The sequence below is a fragment of the Rhizobium sp. CFBP 13726 genome (genome assembly GCF_014841925.1).
Taxonomy (GTDB): domain Bacteria; phylum Pseudomonadota; class Alphaproteobacteria; order Rhizobiales; family Rhizobiaceae; genus Neorhizobium; species Neorhizobium soli.
On record NZ_JACYUU010000001.1, the window covers coordinates 1,236,566 to 1,254,911 of the forward strand.

The window sequence follows — 18,346 nt, forward strand, 5'->3', positions numbered from 1 at the left end:
ATTGCTTCATAAGCGCGGCTCGATAGTGTATTTCGCTGCTGCGAAACCAATCTGACCGAGTAACGGACGAGACTATGAACGCACCTGCCAAGACCGAAGAGTTTGCCGTGAAGATCCCGGATGGAGTCTACGCCGAAACCGTGCTTTCGGTGGAGCATTTCACGGATCATCTGTTCCGCTTCCGCATGACACGTCCGGCAGGCTTCCGCTTCCGGTCAGGCGAATTTGCCATGATCGGCCTGATGGTCGGCGATAAGCCGATCTACCGCGCCTATTCGATTGCCAGCCCCTCCTGGGACGAGGAGATCGAGATCTTCTCGATCAAGGTTCCGGATGGCCCGCTGACCTCGCATCTGCAGGCGATCAAGCCGGGCGATACGGTTCTGATGCGCAAGAAGCCGACAGGAACGCTTGTGCTCGACGCGCTGACGCCGGGCAAGCGTCTCTACATGTTCTCGACAGGTACAGGCATCGCTCCGTTCGCAAGCCTGATCCGCGATCCGGAAACCTACGAGAAGTTCGATGAGGTCATCCTGACCCATACCTGCCGCGAAGTGGCGGAGCTGAAATACGGTTTCGACCTGATGGAAGAGATCCGCAATCACGAGTTCCTTTCCGAAGTCGTCGGCACCAAGCTGAAGCATTATCCGACCGTCACCCGCGACGCGGCGTTCCCGTATCAGGGCCGCATCACGGACCTGATCGACAATGGCAAGCTGTTCACCGATCTCGGCGTGCCGCCGCTCGACCCCGTTGTCGACCGCGGCATGATCTGCGGCTCGGCTGCGATGCTGAAAGACACCAAGGAACGTCTAGAGAATGCAGGCCTCACCGAAGGTGCCAACAACAAGCCGAGCGAGTTCGTTATCGAACGCGCGTTCGTCGGCTGAGCTTCTGAGATATTGGTTTAAAAGACCGACCTAATGATTTGAATATAAATGCCGCGATCCCCGAACTGAGCCGGGATCGCGGCATTCATTTTTCAGCCAATCGACTTTTGCGATGGCGCGATTTCCTTGTGGTAGATCGCGAAGACGGCCACGGCGATCAGCGCGACGCCGCCCCCGACGAGATGCGAGACCGCATAGCCTCCCTGGCTGACCACATAGCCGGCAACGACGTTGCTGAGCGATGCGCCGAGGCCCTGGACCGTCATCAAGCTCGCAAATCCGACATTGAAACGGCCTGTACCCTTCAGGATGCGTTCCACTGCAACCGGTGTGACGATGCCAAGCAGCCCGGCACCGACGCCGTCGAGGATCTGGACGGGCCACACGACCCAGAAACCGTCAAAGCTGCCGGCGATCAACCCGCGGATCGGCAGCGCTGCAAGCCCGATCGCAAGCGTCGCGGCAAGGCCAAGCCTTCGGATCAGGAACGGCGTCACGACCGCGACAGCCACCATCGAAAGCTGGGCAATGCCTGTGATGATCGCCGTGGTCCGGAATGGTGTTCCGAGTTCGATGGCGAACTGCTGGGCGATCAACCGGCTCATCGGCGCGTTGCCGAAATGGAAGATCATCAGGATCAGTGCAAGCAGAATAAGTCCCCGGCTTTTCAGAAGCACACTGAACCCGGATGGCGCCTCCGCCGCGCTAGCGTCTGCTCCGCTGCCGTCGTTCGCCGCAAGGCCGCGGGCGACCTTGTGATCGATGCGATCAGGATCGATCATTGCGACTGCCGCAAGAGCACCGAACGCCGTCGCGATCATCAGCCAGATCATGCCACCCTGGCCGAACAGCGAGATGATGACATAGACGGCAAACAGCGAGGCGAAATTGCCTGTGTGGTTCCAGAACTCGTTGCGAGCGATCTGTTGCGAAAACAGCTTCTCGCCGACGAGACCCAGCGTCAGGCCGGCCAGTGCCGGACCGATCACGGCGCCGACGACGGCGGTCCCGATCTGACCGATCCAGACAATTGCCGGATTGGGGGAAAGAAGCGTCACCAGCGCTGCAGCGGTGACCACCACGACCGGAATGGCAACGAGCGCCCGTTTCCACGACGTTCCATCGACCAGCGCCCCACAAAGCGGCGTTGCGGCAAGCCCGATCAAACCCCCGACCGTGGCGATCAGGCCGAGTGACATCGATGACCAGCCTTGCGTCGCAAGGAAAGCATCAAGAAACGGCCCGAGCCCATCACGCGCATCGGCTAGAAAGAAATTGAGGAGGCAGAGCGCCGCCAGAGATCGGTCGGAGAAGATGCGCGGTGGATTGCCACCCGCAGATTTGTGAAGAACGGATGATGTCATCAGGAGCGAACCTTAGCTGGAGAGCGCAGCCTAAATGCATCCGCCAAGCTTTGGTTGCTTCCGCCGCCCGTGAATTACCCGTAAATCCTATTTAATACTCAAATATTGTCAGTGTGTTAGCTTCGCACCACGAAGATGAATACGTATCACAATAGAGCATTACTGGACTGGTGTTTTCCGACATAGGTTCACAAAGCGAATTACCATCCATTGGAGGGAAATACGCTCACGCGAACCTTCGCAGCAGCTACAGGGAATGAAGAAGGAGCGTCTTACCGCTCCCACTCTTCCTTGTCCGGCTTTGCGCCGTTCCCGAGCCTGCGCTCCAGTTCAGAAGCCTGCCGATCCGTGAGTTTGACGACCAGCGTCACCGAGCCGTCCTCATTGTCCTCACGCTCGCTCACCACGGCATTGCCGTAGACCCAGGAGACGAGTGCCAGCTTATCGGCCGGGATCACGATCTCGGCCTCGGTCAGCACGCCGGACAGCCTGTTCGAGACTTCATCGAGCAGCGCGTCGACGCCTTCGCCCGTAATCGCCGAGACGGCCATGATATTGGCGCGGCCCTGGGCACGCTCGAACAGCGCGTCGTGGCTTTCCGGGTCGAGCCGGTCGATCTTGTTCCAGACCTCGATGATGCGCTTCTCGCTCTCCTTCTCGTCGATCCCGAGATCGGCGAGGATGCGCAGCACGTCAGCCGACTGGGCGGCGTTATCAGGATCGGACATATCGCGCACATGCAGCACGAGATCGGCTTCCAGCACCTCTTCCAGCGTCGCACGGAAGGCGGCCACAAGGTGGGTTGGAAGATCGGAGATGAAACCCACCGTATCGGACATGATGACCGTGCGGCCATGCGGCAGCTTCATCCGCCGCAGCGTCGGGTCGAGCGTCGCAAACAGCATGTCCTCGGCCAGAACGCCGGCGCCGGTAATGCGGTTGAACAGCGTCGACTTGCCGGCATTGGTATAACCGACAAGCGCCACGATCGGATGCGGCACCTTGCGGCGTTTGGCGCGGTGCAGCTGGCGGGTCCGCACGACCTGTTCAAGCTCCCTCTCGAGCTTGATGATCTTGTCCTGCAACTGCCGTCTGTCGGCTTCGATCTGGGTTTCACCGGGACCGCCCATGAAGCCCGCACCACCGCGCTGGCGTTCAAGGTGGGTCCAGGACCGAACGAGGCGGCCCTTCTGGTAATTCAGGTGAGCGAGATCGACCTGCAGCGTGCCTTCCTTGGTGGAGGCACGGCGGCCGAAGATTTCCAGAATGAGGCCGGTGCGGTCGATGACCTTGGCGCCCCATTCCTTCTCGAGATTGCGTTGCTGGACAGGTGTCAGCGGATGATCGACGATGACGAGCCCGGCATCCTTCTCGTCGAGAAGTGCCTTGATCTCTTCGATCTTGCCGGTGCCCATCAGCGTGGCCGGACGCGGCTGACCGACGGTCACGATCATGCCTTCGGCGATCTCGAGATCGATCGCGCGCGCAAGGCCGGTCGCTTCTTCCAGCCGGGCTTCGTTGGATCGCTGCGGTGCGGCAGGTCTTGAGGGCACAGGCGTGGCTGTCGCCTCACCCTGCCCGCTGCGTGTCCGGCTCTGTTTCAGCACAGGCACGATGACGACTGCGCGCATGTCGTCCCGGTGCTTTTCAGCTTCCGGGACTATTGATTCGTTCGAGGTATCGCGATTGGAGATTCTATCGATCCTTAAGCAGCGTTTTCTTCGGTCTCGAACATCTGCATCGGCTGGCCCGGCATGATGGTGGAGATAGCGTGCTTATACACGAGCTGCGAGTGTCCGTCACGGCGTAGAAGCACACAGAAATTGTCGAACGAGGTCACGACGCCCGTGAGCTTCACCCCGTTGATCAGGAATATCGTCAGGGAAATCTTCTGTTTGCGGACTGTGTTGAGAAACAAATCCTGCAGGTTCTGAGAACGTTCCGCCATAGCGTCGCTTCTTTCTTTCTTGCCGGTCATTGCCGGAAGCTGATCAAAATTTCTAGAGTTAAGCGGGAAACGCCCTCGTGTTTCCCTTCCCCTGACAGTGTGGTTATCAAATCGCCGTCTTCTCCGCAATCGCGAAAAAAGCGTCCCTTATATCGCTTGAGACGGTGCCTGGATGGCCGTTCGCGACGGGCTTACCATCGACCTCGACGACGGGAACGCAAATGCCGGTTGCGGATGTCATGAAGGCCTCGCGGGCGCCATGCATTTCGTCCACGGAGAACTCCCGCTCGACAAAAACCAGGCCGAGCTTTGCCGCAACATCGATCGCCGTGGTGCGGGTGATGCCCTTCAGGATCCCGTGCTCGGCCGGCCGCGTGACGAGCTCGCCATCCGGCGTGACGATCCAGGCATTGGCCGACGCACCTTCCAGCACCATGCCGTCGCGCGTCACGAAGATCGCGTCATGGGCACCCGCATCACGGGCCTGCTGCTTGGCAAGAACGTTGGGCAAGAGGCCGACAGTCTTGATGTCGACTCGATCCCAGCGGTTTTCAAGGAGCGTGATCACCTTGATGCCGGTCGCGTATTTCTTGGCAAGCAGAGACGGATCGGTGCTTTTGGCGGTGATCGTGATGGTCGGAGCCGTGCCCTCCGGCGGGAAGAAATGGTCGCGCTTCGCCGCACCGCGTGTCACCTGCATGTAGAAGATGCCGTTGCGAACCCGGTTGCGGCGAAGCACTTCCCGGATGACGAGCGTGAGTGCCGCGCGGCTCATGGGCTGGACCATGCGCAGCTCGCTCAGCGACCGGTCAAGCCGGTTCAGATGCCGCGTCAGATCAACGATCAGCCCGTCCCGGACCTCGCAGACTTCGTAGACACCATCAGCGAACTGGAAACCGCGATCCTCGATATGAACCGCAGCTTCGGAGTGCCTGACATACTGGCCGTTGACGTAAGCGATACGCATGGTGATCCCTTACACGCCCAGCGACTTCAGTTTCCGATGCAGCGCCGAGCGCTCCATGCCGACGAATTCCGCGGTGCGCGAAATGTTGCCGCCGAAGCGGTTGATCTGCGCGACGAGATAGTCGCGTTCGAACATTTCGCGTGCCTCACGCAGGGGCAGCGTCATGATGTGGACATCGCCCTTCGCCGAGACTTTCGGCAGCATGTCGCCAAGATCCGGCGGCAGCATGTCGGCTGATATCGCCGTATCAGGACCGTCGGTGCGGGCAAGGATCATCAAGCGTTCGATATTGTTGCGCAGCTGGCGGATATTGCCCGGCCAGTCATGCGCCTGCAGCACCGCCATGGCATCGTCACCGATCTTGCGGGCGCGGATGCCGGCCTGCTCGGAGATCTGGCGCATGAACATATCGACCAGGAACGGAATATCCTCCCGCCGTTCGGCAAGCGCCGGCACCTTGACCGGCACGACCGCGAGGCGGTGATAGAGATCCTCGCGAAACGCCCCTTCGGCAATCAGACTCTCGAGATTGAGGGCTGTGGACGAGATGATGCGCACATCCACCTTGACCCGCTTGGAACCGCCGACGCGTTCGAACTGCTGATCAACAAGCACGCGCAGGATCTTGTTCTGCGTCTCGCGCGGCATTTCGCCGATCTCGTCGAGATAGAGAATGCCGCGATGCGCCTCTTCCAGCGCGCCGATCTTGCGGGGCTGGCCGGGACCACCCTCGGTGCCGAACAGCGCGATCTCCATGCGATCGGGCGTGATCGTTGCGGCGTTGAGCGCCACGAACGGCCCCGTGACGCGGGAGGACTTCTTGTGGATCATCCGCGCCACCAGCTCCTTGCCGGAACCGGAAGGGCCGAGGATCATGATGCGGCTGTTGGTGGGCGATACCTTCTCGATCGTCTGGCGAAGCTGCGACACGGCAACCGACGTGCCGACGAGTTCTGCTGCGTCACCGGTGCGGCGCTTCAGCTCGGTCACTTCGCGCTTCAGCTTGGAGTTTTCGAGCGCCCGCTCGGCAATCAGGATCAGCCGATCGGCCTTGAACGGCTTTTCGATAAAGTCGAAGGCACCGCGCTTGATGGCCGATACCGCCGTCTCGACATTGCCGTGACCGGAAATCATGACGACAGGGAGGTCCGGGTGACGGGACTTGATCTCCTCGAGGAGCGCGAGCCCATCGAGACGGGATCCCTGCATCCAGATATCGAGAAAGACGAGCCGTGGCACACGGTCGGATATCGTCGCAAGCGCGCTGTCCGCATCGTGGGCCGTTCGCGTTTCATGGCCCTCGTCGGACAGGATCCCCGAAACGATGTCACGAATGTCGGCCTCGTCATCGACGACAAGAATATCAGATGCCATATGCCAGTTCCCTATCGTTATTATCTGTGTTGGGCTTTGCCACCCGCTCGACATGCGGCAGCAGCACCCGGATCATGGCGCCCTTGCCATGATCGAAATCGTGAGGGGCATCGTGCAGCTCCAGCTGTCCGCCGTGCTCCTCGATGATCTTCTTGACGATCGCGAGGCCAAGGCCCGTGCCCTTCTCGCGCATCGTCATATACGGCTCCAGAATGCGGTGCCGGTTTTCGGTCGGCAGTCCGTTGCCGTTGTCGATGATATCGACGACGAACGTGTCCCGGCCTTTTTCGAGAGCCGCGCGAACCATGATCTTGCGGCCGTCGCGCTCTTGATCGCTCGGAACCGCCTCGATCGCCTCGACAGCATTCTTGACGAGATTTCCGAAAGCCTGGCCCAGCATGCGGGCATCGAACAGACCTTTCAGCGGTTGATCTCCGAGCTCGCGAATGAAGTCCACATGTGTCTCACCCATTTCGCGCAGGAAGATGGCATCGCGCAGGATATCGCGCAGGTCCGCATCTTCCTTGGCCGGCTTCGGCATGCGGGCAAACGAGGAGAATTCGTCGACCATGCGGCCGATATCGCCCACCTGGCGCACGATCGTATCGGTGCACTGGTCGAACACAGCCCGGTCGCTGGCATCGATCTGCTTGCCATAGCGGCGCTTCAGGCGCTCGGCGGAAAGCTGGATCGGGGTGAGCGGGTTCTTGATCTCGTGCGCGATCCGACGCGCCACATCCGCCCAGGCAGTGGAGCGCTGAGCAATGACGAGGTCGGTAATGTCATCCAGCGTGATGACATAGGCATCCTGCGGCGAACGCTGCTCTTCACGGGTTACCTGCACGGACAGCGTCCGCTCGGTGCCGTTGCGCATCAGATTGACCTGCTTGCGGAAATCCCCACGCGAGCGGGCGGTCGCCTCGGTCAGCACATGGTTGATTTCAGGCGCCACGTCATCCAGCGTCTTGCCCATCAACTCCTCGGCAGGCGCACCGAGGAAGTCTTCCGCGGTCGGATTGACGATGGTGATGCGGCGGTCGGCCTCGACGCCGATGACGGCCGCGGTCACGCCCGACAGCACGGCTTCGATAAACCGGCGGCGATCGTCGACCTCGTCCTTGGCCTCAAGAATTTCGTCGCGCTGGCTGCGGATCTCGGAAATCATCTTGTTGAAGGTGCGCGACAGGCTGCCCACATCGCCGTCGACAGTGCGTACCGGCACGACCACGTTGAGATTGCCGGTCGCGACGCTGTCTGCCGCACTGATCAGCAGCCGGATCGGCCGCACGATACGGTCGGCAACCGCGATGGCGGCCCAGATGGCGGCGAGAAGTACGATCAGCGCAAAGCCGAGATAGAGTACGGCGAAGGCGACCTGCAGCGACATGCGGCCCGCTTCCATCGCCTTGTATTCGGCTGTGTTCTCTTCCATCAGCCGCATCGCGTTCATGACGCGCGGATCGACGGCCCGGATCGTATAGAGAAACGCGCCCGGGATCGTGTCGATCTTGATGACGGCGCCGACCAGGTTGGTGATGCCGGGCGGGATCAGCGTCGGCTGGCCGGAGGCGGCACTTTTGAGCGCATCCTGCGGAATGGCCGGAAGCGGTTTTTCCGTCTTGATGTCGGCCTGCGCAACCGCCTGGCCATCCTCCTGCACCAGAAAGGCGCCGAGCAGACCACGACCCCGTGCCTGACGGGTCAGCAGATCGATGAAACCGGTCCGGTCGAGATAATACATCGCCCGGTTCCGCTCAAGGTCGTTCGACATCGAGACGGTCTGGCCCTGAAGGTAACTTGCGTTCTCCATCATATAGGCCCGCGCAACGTCCTGCGAAGACTGGACGATCGACTGCGTGCGCAGCGAAAACCAGCGATCCAAGCCGACGCTCAGCGTCAGGCTGGCGAAAATCGCAACCAGCACGGCCGGCGTGATGGCCACGAACGAGAACAGGACGACGATGCGCACATGCAGACGGGCCGCGGCACGGCCACGACGCCTGGCCTTGACCAGTCGTCCGACCTCCCTGCCGATCAGGTAGACAAGGCCGAGAATGAACAGCGAATTGACCGCGGCAGAGGCTATGACGACATTGGTTGTCGGCGCTACCGGGGTTACGCCCAACAGCACGAACAATGTCAGCGTGGCGCAGATAAGCGCACCACCAGCAAGAAGCAGGCCCGGCAGCGCGAAGGACGCACGCCGATCGTGAACCACAGCTGCCGGCTCTGTCTCGGCCGACTGCAATGCAGCGCCATCCGTCATGATCAAAACCCCGGCCTTCGTGGCGTGGCAGGTGCGGATATCTCATCCGGACGCAGTCGCCAGTCATTCATTTGCAACGAAAACTCGCGCTGCTCGGGCAAAGCCGGGAGGCTCGGACCGAAGCGTAAATCTGCGTGACGTTTAAGCAACGCTTTGTGGCGAAAATGCAACGATGAGGCAAGAGTGTCAAGCGATTGTGGCAGAAAAGCCGCTACCGCTTACGCACCGCGGGAGCTTCGATAGACCGAAACCCCGAGTTCCCGGATCTTCTTGCGCAGCGTATTGCGGTTGAGCCCGAGAAGATCTGCTGCCTTGATCTGGTTGCCACGGGTGGCCGTCAGCGCGGCAAGGATCAATGGATACTCCATTTCCGTCAAAACCCGGTCGTAAAGACCTGGCGGCGGCAGGTTTTCGCCGAAACCGGCAAAGTATGACCGCATGTTCTCTTCGACGGCCTGGGCAATGGTGAGAGACCCTGAACGGGCCGTCATCTTGTCGATCGGGCTATCCGGCACATCGGAGCGAAGCTCCGTTTCGATGATCTCGCGGGTGATCACATCCTGTGGATAAAGCGCCATCAGGCGGCGCACGAGGTTTTCCAGCTCGCGGACGTTGCCCGGCCAGGCATAGGCCTTCATCGCATCCAGCGCTTCCGTTTCGAAACGCTTGCCGTCGAGGCCCTCCTTCTCCGCCATCTGCATGAAATGCCGGACGAGATCGGGAATATCTTCGGCGCGATCTCTGAGAGGTGGCAGGCGCAAAGGAACGACGTTGAGGCGATAATAAAGGTCCTCGCGGAACAGACCCTGGTTGATGAGTTGTTTCAGGTCCTTGTTGGTCGCGGCAACGATGCGCACGTCGGTGCGGATGGGCGTGCGACCGCCAACCGTCGTATATTCGCCCTGCTGAAGAACGCGAAGAAGCCGTGTCTGGGCATCCATCGGCATGTCGCCGATTTCGTCGAGAAACAGCGTGCCGCCTTCTGCCTGTTCGAAACGGCCGGTCGAGCGGTTCTGGGCCCCGGTGAAGGCTCCCTTCTCATGGCCGAACAGTTCCGACTCGATCAGATCGCGCGGAATTGCCGCCATGTTGATGGCGACGAACGGGCCGTTGCGGCGCTTGCCGTAGTCATGCAGCGCGCGGGCGACCAGTTCCTTGCCGGTGCCCGACTCGCCGGTAATCATCAGCGTCAGGTCGGTCTGCATCAGACGCGCCAGAACGCGGTAGATTTCCTGCATCGCCGTCGAGCGACCAACCAGCGGCATGCCGTCCTGCGTATCGTCGTCGAGACGGGCAGGCTTGCGCTTCGGCTCCGCCAGCGCCCGCCCGATGATGGCGATCAGCTCGGTGAGGTCGAACGGCTTCGGAAGGTAGTCGTACGCGCCCTTCTCCGAGGCCTTGATGGCGGTCATGAACGTGTTCTGCGCGCTCATCACCAGTACCGGAAGATCCGGTCGTGCCTTCTTGATGCGCGGCAATAGATCGAACGCGTTCTCGTCCGGCATGATCACGTCGGTCACGACGAGATCGCCCTCGCCGGCGGAAATCCAGCGCCATAGCGTTGCGGCATTCGATGTGATGCGGACGTCATAACCGGCGCGGGTCAGCGCCTGGTTGAGAACCGTGCGGATGGCTGCGTCGTCGTCTGCGACAAGGATCGTGGCAGTCATTAATCGCTTCCTGTGAAGTTCAAGGCGCGGCCATCGCCGCCTTCTTCCTTGTGCATGGGCATAAGAACGCGGAATATCGTCCGGCGCGGCTGGCTGTCGCATTCGATGATGCCGCCATGGGCACCGATGATTTTAGCAACCAGCGCCAGACCAAGGCCGGAACCGTTCGTCTTGGTGGTGATGAAAGGGTCAAACAGATGCGGCAGGATATCGGCCGGCACGCCCGGACCGTTGTCGATGACGCAAAATTCCAGCGGCAGCGAGATCTTCTCCCGCGTGCCGGCAACCGACAGGCGGATGCCCGGCCGGTAGGCGGTGGTCAGCATGATCTCCGCATCCGGCTGATCACCCACCGCTTCGGCGGCATTCTTGATGAGGTTCAGAAACACCTGAACAAGCTGGTCGCGGTTGGCATAGACCGGCGGCAGCGACGGATCGTACATTTCCGCGATTTTGATGTCGCGTCCGAACCCGGCCTTGGCGATGGCCTTCACGTGATCGAGCACGGAGTGGATGTTGAGCGCCATACGGTCGATCGGACGCTCGTCGGAAAACACCTCCATGCGGTCGACCAGCGACACGATGCGGTCGGTCTCGTCGCAGATCAGCCGGGTCAGAGAGCGGTCTTCGTCCGGCACGACCGACTCAAGCAGCTGGGCTGCTCCGCGGATGCCGGAGAGCGGGTTCTTGATCTCATGCGCCAGCATCGACGCAAGGCCGGTGACGGATCGCGCCGCAGCCCTATGGGTCAGCTGGCGGTCGATCTTGTCGGCCATCGAGCGTTCCTGGAACACCACGACGACAGACCCCGGTTCGCTGACGACAGGAGCCACATAGAGGTCGACCAGCTTTTCCTGTCCGAGACGCGGCGACGAAAGGTCGACACGGTACTCGTTGACGGGCGCCCTGCGTTCGCGAACCTGATCGATCAGCGCAAGAAGCGGACTTCCGAACGGAATGAAACTTGAGATCGTGTTCTTGGCCAGATGCGAGGCGCTGGAGCCAAAGAACGACTCGGCTTCCCAGTTGGCAAATGCGACCCTGCCTTCGGCATCGACAAGAATGACCGGGTTCTGAACGGAATTGAGAACCGCCATGGCCAGCGCTTGTCCCTGCGCGGCATCGGGTGCGGGAGACTTGGTCATGCTGCCTTCCTTGCCGACTCATCGAACGCACCGTCGAGCAGTGCCGACGACATTCTTTTCGAAACGTCGGTCGCGTCCTTCGAGATCATGATTGCGCCCTTCTGATCTGCCGGCAGGTTCGGCGCGAACCGGTCGAGATACCAGCCGAGATGTTTCCTCGCGTGTCGAAGCCCGGCGTCACGGCCATAAAGCTCCAGCATCGCTTCGTAATGTTCAACGACGATGACAGCCATCTCCTCGCGGCCCGGTGCAGAAGCGCCGGCAAGCCATCCGATATGCCAGGGACGACCTTGCGCACCGCGTCCGACCATGACCGCATCGGCGCCCGAGCGCCGGATGATCTCGGCCGCATCTTCCGGCGTTTCGACATCGCCATTGGCGATCAGAGGGATCGAGATTTCATCGCGCACGGCACGAATGGCATCCCAGTCCGCCTTGCCCTCGTAGAACTGCATGCGGGTGCGGCCATGAATGGTGATCATCCGGGCACCGGCCTGTTCGGCACGGCGCGAGATGTCTGGCGCGTTGATGGTATTCTCGTCCCAGCCGAGCCGCATCTTGACGGTGACAGGCACGTTGACCGCCTTGACGGTCGCCTCGATCATCGACAGCGCGTGATCGGGATCGCGCATCAGCGCCGAACCGGAATAGCCACCCGTCACCTTTTTGGCCGGACAGCCCATGTTGATGTCGATGATATCGGCACCATTGGCTTCGGCGATCTTTGCCGCCTCCGCCATCCAGTGCGCTTCGCGACCGGCGAGCTGCACCATATGCGGCGTGATCCCCGTTCCCTGCAGACGCGACCAGGATTCCTCCCGGTTCATCACCAATTCGCGGCTCGCCACCATCTCGGTCACGACCAGACCCGCACCGTGACGCCAGGCAAGCGTGCGGAACGGCAGATCGGTGACGCCGGACATCGGCGCCAGAACGACCCGATTACGGATGGCGACTGGCCCGATATGAAAAGATGAGGATAGATCAGGGAGCGACAAATGATGATCTTTCGGGCAGATAATTCTTCTGCACTATTTTTATTCAGGAGTCATGCGTTTGCCAAGGGCAATTCACGAGCTGCGTTATTTTTAAGCGACGTGCTGGAATTAAGGCTTTTGGTCCTATAGTTCTGCGGCTGTCAACCTCCCACCAATTTCCGAGGGCTCATGGACGGCGAGATCTTCAAGATAGCCATCGTCATCGTGGCCGCTGGCCGCGGAGAGCGCGCGGGTGCGCCGGGAGACGGGCCAAAACAATATCGCCGCATCGGTGGCTTGCCGGTCATCCATCATACGCTGGAGAAATTTCTGACCTGGCCAAAGAGCGGCCCGATCGTCGTCGTCATCCATCCTGAAGACGAGGCGCTCTACGCGGCTTCCACGGAGGGACTTGCCGGAGCTGACGACGTGATCGTCACCTTCGGCGGCGATACCAGGCAGCGGTCCGTCTACGAGGGTCTGCGGGCACTTGCGGCAACCGAGGCGACCCACGTGATGATCCACGATGCGGCGCGGCCCTTCGTCGACCACGTGCTGCTGGACCGCATCGCTGATAGCTTTGCCGCAGGCAAGGACGGAATATTGCCGGCCATGGCGGTGACCGATACGCTGAAGCGTGGCGGCTCGGACGGGCTGGTGCATGAGACGGTGTCGCGGGCGGGGCTTTATGCGGCCCAGACGCCGCAGAGCTTCCGTCTCTCGGAAATCCGCACCGCGCATGAAAAGGCTGCAGCCCTTCGCCGCGACGATTTCACCGACGATGCCTCTATCGCCGAATGGGCGGGCCTTGCCGTGACGCTTGTGGAAGGCTCCGTCGACAATATCAAACTGACACTGAAGCGGGATATCGACATGGCGGACGAAAAACTCACTCAGGGCAACCCTGCCGAACACTACTTGCCGGATGTTCGCACCGGCAATGGCTACGACGTCCACCAGCTCGTGCCGGGCGACGGCGTGACGCTGTGCGGGATCTTCATTCCGCACGATCAGAAGCTGAGCGGCCATTCGGATGCCGACGTGGCGCTGCATGCGCTCACCGACGCGCTGCTTGCCACTTGCGGCGCCGGCGACATCGGCGACCACTTCCCGCCCTCCGATATGCAGTGGAAGGGCGCGGCCTCACGGATCTTTCTTGAGCACGCCGCGAAGATCGTGCGCGAACACGGCGGAACCATCATGAATGCCGATGTGTCGCTGATCGCGGAAGCCCCCAAGATCGGTCCGCATCGTCAGGAAATGCGCGAAAAGCTTGCCGAAATTCTCGGCATCTCGCTCGACCGCTGTTCGGTCAAGGCGACGACGAACGAGAAGATCGGATTTGTCGGCCGTGGCGAAGGGATCGCAGCGATCGCCACCGCCACCGTTGTGTTCGGATCGGTGAAGGCATGAGCCTGTTTCCTGATGATATCGAGGCACAGGCCCGCCACATCATCGAGACGTTTTCGGCGCGTAAGCTGATGGTCTCGACGGCGGAATCCTGCACGGGCGGCCTGATCGCCGGAGCACTGACCGAAATCGCCGGTTCGTCGGCGGTCGTCGACCGCGGCTTCGTCACCTATACCAACGATGCGAAGATGGACATGCTGGGCGTGCCCTCATCGGTGCTTGCAACACACGGCGCCGTCTCAAGGGAAACTGCCCTGCTGATGGCAACTGGCGCCCTGTTCCGCTCCCGCGCCGGTCTCGCGGTTGCCGTAACAGGCATAGCAGGCCCCGCCGGCGGCTCGGCCGAAAAGCCGGTCGGGCTGGTCCATCTCGCAGCGCGCGGCCGGAACGGGAAGATCCTGCACCGGGAGATGCGCTATGGCGACATCGGCCGAACCGAGATCCGGATTGCGACCGTCAGGACGGCGCTGGAGATGCTGCTCGAGGCGGCGGCCAGAACCTGACCCCAATCAGGCGTAGATCTTGTCCGCGCGCGCTTCGAACGCTTCAGCAAACATGCGGAAAGCGCGGTCGAACATCGAACCCATCAGCGCGCCGAGAATCATGCTCTTGAATTCATAGTCGATGAAGAAGGCAACGGTGCAACCGTCGGAACCGTCCGTCGCCGGCTCGAACCGCCAGCGGTTATCGAGATACTTGAACGGACCTTCGATATATTTGACATCGATCGCCTGCTCCGCCGGATGCAGCAGGACCTGGGTCGTAAAAGTCTCACGGATCGCCTTGTAGCCGACGGTCATGTCGGCAAGCAGCAACTCCTTGCCGTCGCGTTCCTTGCGGGAACGGATCGACAGCGCTTCACAAAGCGGCAGGAATTCCGGATATTTCTCGATGTCGGCGACCAGCGCGTACATCTTCTCGGGACTATGCTTGACGGGGCGGCGTATTTCGAACTTGGGCATGTCGTGGAGTTAATCGCGCACAGGCAGAAGATCAAGAAGCTTACGCCTCTGTCGGTGCGATTTCAACATCAGGCGCGCCCAAATCCTGCGCTCTCGCTGTCGTCCAAAAAAATGGCCCCGCCCTCTGGCGGGTTGTTGCTTCAAGGCATATCTGGGACGTCGCCGCTCGGCTCGATAACGGGACGCCCGAAGATTAAATAATTTTAATGTCTCAGCAATGAAGTTGTAATGATCCGCGGGATCAATCCTGCGTATAACGCTTCACGGGAGATGACTGGCTTTTACCTGTCGGAAAGACGCATTCCATGGATGACTTCACACAAATGATCAAGCTGCTCGAATCCGCCAAGCAACTGGCCGATATGAACCAGCTCCCCATGCTCGCCTATTTTGTGGAAATGGCGAAAGCCGAGACACGCGGACATCGCACGACGCTGCGCGAGCGCCGCCGCGGGCAGGACAAGAACCAGGACAAGATCGAGAAGGTTCAAGCGGCCGAGTGATCGGCCGCCAGACCGCAGAAGTGCGGATTACACCGCTGCTGCGAGCAGCTTGCGGGCGCGATTGGCGCGCAGACGGGCGAAATCATCGCCTGCGTGATGCGACGATCGCGTCAGCGGGCTGGATGCCACCATCAGGAAGCCCTTCGTATAGGCCACGGTCTCGTAGGACTTGAACTCCTCCGGCGTCACGAAACTCATCACCGCATGATGCTTGCGGGTCGGCTGCAGATACTGGCCGATCGTCAGGAAGTCGACGTCGGCGGTCCGCAGGTCGTCCATCAGCTGCAGCACTTCGTTGCGCTCTTCGCCGAGGCCGACCATGATGCCCGACTTGGTAAACATCGTCGGATCCAGTTCCTTCACCCGCTGCAGCAGACGAACCGAGTGGAAATACCGCGCACCGGGGCGAACCGTCAGGTAGTTGCCAGGAACCGTCTCCATATTGTGGTTGAAGACGTCGGGCTTTGCCGCAACGACGCGCTCGAGAGCGCCCGGCTTCTTGAGGAAGTCCGGCGTCAGGATCTCGATCGTCGTCAGCGGTGACGCCGCACGGATTGCCCAGATCACCTTCTCGAAATGCTCCGCACCGCCATCGGCCAGATCGTCACGATCGACCGAGGTGATGACGACGTGTTGCAGGCCCATCTCCTTGACGGCCTTTGCGACGTTTTCAGGCTCTGACAGGTCGAGCGCGTTCGGCTTTCCTGTCGAGACGTTGCAGAACGCGCAGGCGCGCGTGCAGATCTCGCCCATGATCATGAACGTGGCGTGCTTCTTGTCCCAGCACTCGCCGATATTAGGGCAACCCGCTTCTTCACAAACAGTGACGAGCTTGTGCTCCTTCACGATCGAGCGGGTTTCCTGATACCCCTTGGAAACCGGAGCCTTGACACGGATCCATTCGGGCTTGCGCAGCACTTCGGTATCGGGCCGATGCGCCTTTTCCGGATGGCGGACACGCTTCTCATCGCCCGTTGCAGGGGTGATGAGGTTTATCCTGTCGAGAATGGTGACCATAAATTACTGTCCTCAACCGCCTTGAATGCGGGTACCGTCAACGCCTGACGAGTTTTGCGACAAATAGCAAAATGCACGAGCCGACGAAACCCTGCACGAGGTAACCCAGCCAACCGCTGGCAACATGGATGTTGGCAGAATCGAAGATCGCATTAGCAATCACCGCGCCGACAATGCCGATCACGATATTCATGAAGATGCCGAAGCGCATATCCATCAGCTTGCCGGCAAGCCAGCCTGCCAGGCCTCCGATGATGATTGCTGCAAACCAGCCCACGCCCATGTCTTACTCCGTTCAAACCTCTTCAGTAGATATGGGCGGCGAGCCGCCCATATGCAATCGGCGCTGAAACCTAAGCGTTCAGGACGCGGCCATAGGCATCAAGCACGCTTTCCTTCATCGATTCCGAAATCGTCGGATGCGGGAAGATCGTGTGCATCAGGTCTTCCTCTGTCGTCTCGAGGTTCATGGCGACGACGAAGCCCTGGATGAGTTCGGTCACTTCCGCCCCGACCATATGTGCACCGATGAGCTCGCCGGTCTTCTTGTCGAAGATCGTCTTGACCATGCCCTGGTCCTCGCCGAGGGCCACGGCCTTGCCATTGGCCGCAAACGAGAAGCGGCCGACGCGGATCTCGCGGCCCTGCTCCTTGGCTTTCGCTTCCGTCAGACCAACCGACGCGACCTGCGGATTGCAATAGGTGCAGCCCGGGATCTTGCTCTTGTCCATGGCGTGGACGTTGGGCAGACCGGCGATTTTCTCGATGCAGACGACGGCTTCATGCTCGGCCTTGTGCGCCAGCAGCGGACCGCCGGCGACATCGCCGATCGCGTAGATACCCTCGACATTGGTCTTGCCGTAGCCGTCGATGACGATGAAGCCGCGGTCGGTCTTCACGCCGACAGCCTCAAGGCCGATATTCTCGATATTGGCCTGCACGCCGACAGCCGAGATCATCCGGTCTGCGGTGATCTTCTCCGACGTGCCGTCCTTCTTCTCGATCGTGGCCGTGATCGAGTTTGCACCCTTCTCGACCTTAGAGACCTTGGCTTCGAGATGGATCTTGATGCCCTGCTTGTCGAACTGCTTCTTGGCGAAGGCCGAAATTTCGGCATCCTCGACCGGCATGACCTGGCTCATGATCTCGACCACGGTCACGTCGACGCCCATCGTGCGATAGAACGACGCGAACTCGATGCCGATCGCGCCAGACCCCATGACCAGCAGCGACTTCGGCAACTCCTCGGGCTTCATCGCTTCGAAGTAGGTCCAGATCAGCCTGCCATCCGGCTCGATGCCCGGCAGCGCACGCGGACGGGCGCCGGTGGCGACGATGACGTGCTTGGCGGTGTAGGTGCCCTCGCCCAGCGTGTTCTTGGGCACAGGACCCTGCGGCTGGACGATCTCCTTGGTGATCTTGCCGACGACGATCTCAGCCATCTGCGAACCGGATGCCGGCTTGGTGACCTTGGCCTCGCCCCAGATGATATCGATCTTGTTCTTCTTGAAGAGGAAGCCGACGCCGCTGTTCATGCGGTTGGCAATGCTGCGCGATCGTGCAACGACCGCCTTGACGTCGGGCGTGATCGTGCCTTCCAGCGTCAGGCCGTAATCCTTGGCATGCTGGGCTGTATGCAGCACGTCGGCGGTCCGAAGCAGCGCCTTGGTCGGGATGCAGCCCCAGTTGGAGCAGATGCCGGCCAGATGCTCGCGCTCGACGACGGCAACCTTCATGCCCAGCTGGGATGCACGGATCGCGGCGATATAACCGCCCGGACCGGCGCCGATAACGATGAGATCGTAGGACTGAGCCATTGTTTCCTGCCTTTGTCTTTTTAAGTCTGTGTCTGC

At 60.7% G+C, this 18,346-nt stretch carries 17 protein-coding genes; 4 read left to right on the plus strand and 13 right to left on the minus strand.

Annotation, left to right across the window (positions count from 1 at the left end; translation table 11 throughout):
* Positions 1 to 74 precede the first annotated feature (74 nt).
* Positions 75 to 890: a ferredoxin--NADP reductase gene (locus IFT66_RS06035; protein WP_062456411.1), complete on the plus strand. Its 816-nt coding sequence runs from the start codon at positions 75 to 77 to the stop codon at positions 888 to 890.
* A gap of 92 nt (positions 891 to 982) precedes the next feature.
* Here IFT66_RS06035 and IFT66_RS06040 read toward each other — a convergent pair whose 3' ends face one another.
* The 9 genes from IFT66_RS06040 to dusB all read right to left on the minus strand — a co-directional run bounded on the left by IFT66_RS06040 (position 983) and on the right by dusB (position 12,643).
* Entirely contained in the window at positions 983 to 2,254 is a 1,272-nt protein-coding gene (locus tag IFT66_RS06040; protein ID WP_174196563.1) for an MFS transporter, read from the minus strand.
* A 272-nt stretch (positions 2,255 to 2,526) separates the two neighbouring features.
* Entirely contained in the window at positions 2,527 to 3,957 is a 1,431-nt protein-coding gene (gene hflX / locus IFT66_RS06045) for a GTPase HflX (protein ID WP_192077152.1), read from the minus strand.
* A 2-nt stretch (positions 3,958 to 3,959) separates the two neighbouring features.
* On the minus strand, positions 3,960 to 4,202 hold the full coding sequence (gene hfq / locus IFT66_RS06050; RefSeq protein WP_007757453.1) for an RNA chaperone Hfq: 243 nt from the start codon (positions 4,200 to 4,202) through the stop codon (positions 3,960 to 3,962).
* A 106-nt stretch (positions 4,203 to 4,308) separates the two neighbouring features.
* On the minus strand, positions 4,309 to 5,169 hold the full coding sequence (locus IFT66_RS06055; RefSeq protein WP_192076994.1) for a D-amino-acid transaminase: 861 nt from the start codon (positions 5,167 to 5,169) through the stop codon (positions 4,309 to 4,311).
* A 9-nt stretch (positions 5,170 to 5,178) separates the two neighbouring features.
* On the minus strand, positions 5,179 to 6,543 hold the full coding sequence (gene ntrX, locus IFT66_RS06060; protein WP_113110622.1) for a nitrogen assimilation response regulator NtrX: 1,365 nt from the start codon (positions 6,541 to 6,543) through the stop codon (positions 5,179 to 5,181).
* The gene (locus IFT66_RS06065; RefSeq protein ID WP_192076995.1) at positions 6,533 to 8,809 is read right to left on the minus strand and encodes a sensor histidine kinase NtrY-like; all 2,277 of its coding nucleotides are present in this window, start codon (positions 8,807 to 8,809) and stop codon (positions 6,533 to 6,535) included. Before IFT66_RS06065 ends, ntrX begins: the two co-directional genes overlap by 11 nt.
* 218 nt (positions 8,810 to 9,027) lie before the next feature.
* The gene (ntrC, locus tag IFT66_RS06070) at positions 9,028 to 10,479 is read right to left on the minus strand and encodes a nitrogen regulation protein NR(I) (RefSeq protein ID WP_062456396.1); all 1,452 of its coding nucleotides are present in this window, start codon (positions 10,477 to 10,479) and stop codon (positions 9,028 to 9,030) included.
* Positions 10,479 to 11,624: a two-component system sensor histidine kinase NtrB gene (locus IFT66_RS06075; RefSeq protein WP_192076996.1), complete on the minus strand. Its 1,146-nt coding sequence runs from the start codon at positions 11,622 to 11,624 to the stop codon at positions 10,479 to 10,481. Before IFT66_RS06075 ends, ntrC begins: the two co-directional genes overlap by 1 nt.
* Positions 11,621 to 12,643 carry a tRNA dihydrouridine synthase DusB gene (gene dusB, locus IFT66_RS06080; RefSeq protein WP_192077153.1) on the minus strand — a complete coding sequence of 341 codons (1,023 nt, stop codon included), beginning with the start codon at positions 12,641 to 12,643 and terminating at the stop codon, positions 11,621 to 11,623. Before dusB ends, IFT66_RS06075 begins: the two co-directional genes overlap by 4 nt.
* 147 nt (positions 12,644 to 12,790) lie before the next feature.
* Here dusB and IFT66_RS06085 point away from each other — a divergent pair, with 147 nt between their 5' ends.
* A complete protein-coding gene (locus IFT66_RS06085) occupies positions 12,791 to 14,014 on the plus strand; it encodes a bifunctional 2-C-methyl-D-erythritol 4-phosphate cytidylyltransferase/2-C-methyl-D-erythritol 2,4-cyclodiphosphate synthase (RefSeq protein WP_192076997.1) in 1,224 nt (407 codons plus the stop codon).
* Positions 14,011 to 14,514 carry a CinA family protein gene (locus tag IFT66_RS06090; RefSeq protein ID WP_192076998.1) on the plus strand — a complete coding sequence of 168 codons (504 nt, stop codon included), beginning with the start codon at positions 14,011 to 14,013 and terminating at the stop codon, positions 14,512 to 14,514. Before IFT66_RS06085 ends, IFT66_RS06090 begins: the two co-directional genes overlap by 4 nt.
* Before the next feature lie 6 nt (positions 14,515 to 14,520).
* Here IFT66_RS06090 and IFT66_RS06095 read toward each other — a convergent pair whose 3' ends face one another.
* Positions 14,521 to 14,973 (minus strand): type II toxin-antitoxin system RatA family toxin, encoded by a 453-nt coding sequence (locus IFT66_RS06095; protein WP_062456381.1) that lies wholly within the window; start codon positions 14,971 to 14,973, stop codon positions 14,521 to 14,523.
* A 323-nt stretch (positions 14,974 to 15,296) separates the two neighbouring features.
* Here IFT66_RS06095 and IFT66_RS06100 point away from each other — a divergent pair, with 323 nt between their 5' ends.
* Positions 15,297 to 15,476 (plus strand): hypothetical protein, encoded by a 180-nt coding sequence (locus tag IFT66_RS06100; RefSeq protein ID WP_249406346.1) that lies wholly within the window; start codon positions 15,297 to 15,299, stop codon positions 15,474 to 15,476.
* 27 nt (positions 15,477 to 15,503) lie between these two features.
* Here the strand turns inward: IFT66_RS06100 and lipA are convergent, their stop codons facing one another.
* The 3 genes from lipA to lpdA all read right to left on the minus strand — a co-directional run bounded on the left by lipA (position 15,504) and on the right by lpdA (position 18,310).
* Positions 15,504 to 16,493 carry a lipoyl synthase gene (lipA, locus tag IFT66_RS06105; protein WP_113110628.1) on the minus strand — a complete coding sequence of 330 codons (990 nt, stop codon included), beginning with the start codon at positions 16,491 to 16,493 and terminating at the stop codon, positions 15,504 to 15,506.
* A 37-nt stretch (positions 16,494 to 16,530) separates the two neighbouring features.
* Positions 16,531 to 16,776 carry a GlsB/YeaQ/YmgE family stress response membrane protein gene (locus IFT66_RS06110; RefSeq protein WP_113167569.1) on the minus strand — a complete coding sequence of 82 codons (246 nt, stop codon included), beginning with the start codon at positions 16,774 to 16,776 and terminating at the stop codon, positions 16,531 to 16,533.
* Positions 16,777 to 16,846: 70 nt separating this feature from the next.
* Positions 16,847 to 18,310 (minus strand): dihydrolipoyl dehydrogenase, encoded by a 1,464-nt coding sequence (gene lpdA, locus IFT66_RS06115; RefSeq protein WP_192076999.1) that lies wholly within the window; start codon positions 18,308 to 18,310, stop codon positions 16,847 to 16,849.
* Positions 18,311 to 18,346: the final 36 nt, after the last annotated feature.

Coding starts and splice junctions, on each gene's coding strand:
- IFT66_RS06035 (WP_062456411.1), top strand. CDS start 75: ATGAACGCACCTGCCAAGACCGAAGAGTTTGCCGTGAAGATCCCGGAT.
- IFT66_RS06040 (WP_174196563.1), bottom strand. CDS start 2,254: ATGACATCATCCGTTCTTCACAAATCTGCGGGTGGCAATCCACCGCGC.
- hfq (WP_007757453.1), bottom strand. CDS start 4,202: ATGGCGGAACGTTCTCAGAACCTGCAGGATTTGTTTCTCAACACAGTC.
- IFT66_RS06055 (WP_192076994.1), bottom strand. CDS start 5,169: ATGCGTATCGCTTACGTCAACGGCCAGTATGTCAGGCACTCCGAAGCT.
- ntrX (WP_113110622.1), bottom strand. CDS start 6,543: ATGGCATCTGATATTCTTGTCGTCGATGACGAGGCCGACATTCGTGAC.
- IFT66_RS06065 (WP_192076995.1), bottom strand. CDS start 8,809: ATGACGGATGGCGCTGCATTGCAGTCGGCCGAGACAGAGCCGGCAGCT.
- ntrC (WP_062456396.1), bottom strand. CDS start 10,479: ATGACTGCCACGATCCTTGTCGCAGACGACGACGCAGCCATCCGCACG.
- IFT66_RS06075 (WP_192076996.1), bottom strand. CDS start 11,624: ATGACCAAGTCTCCCGCACCCGATGCCGCGCAGGGACAAGCGCTGGCC.
- IFT66_RS06085 (WP_192076997.1), top strand. CDS start 12,791: ATGGACGGCGAGATCTTCAAGATAGCCATCGTCATCGTGGCCGCTGGC.
- IFT66_RS06090 (WP_192076998.1), top strand. CDS start 14,011: ATGAGCCTGTTTCCTGATGATATCGAGGCACAGGCCCGCCACATCATC.
- IFT66_RS06095 (WP_062456381.1), bottom strand. CDS start 14,973: ATGCCCAAGTTCGAAATACGCCGCCCCGTCAAGCATAGTCCCGAGAAG.
- IFT66_RS06100 (WP_249406346.1), top strand. CDS start 15,297: ATGATCAAGCTGCTCGAATCCGCCAAGCAACTGGCCGATATGAACCAG.
- lipA (WP_113110628.1), bottom strand. CDS start 16,493: ATGGTCACCATTCTCGACAGGATAAACCTCATCACCCCTGCAACGGGC.
- IFT66_RS06110 (WP_113167569.1), bottom strand. CDS start 16,776: ATGGGCGTGGGCTGGTTTGCAGCAATCATCATCGGAGGCCTGGCAGGC.
- lpdA (WP_192076999.1), bottom strand. CDS start 18,310: ATGGCTCAGTCCTACGATCTCATCGTTATCGGCGCCGGTCCGGGCGGT.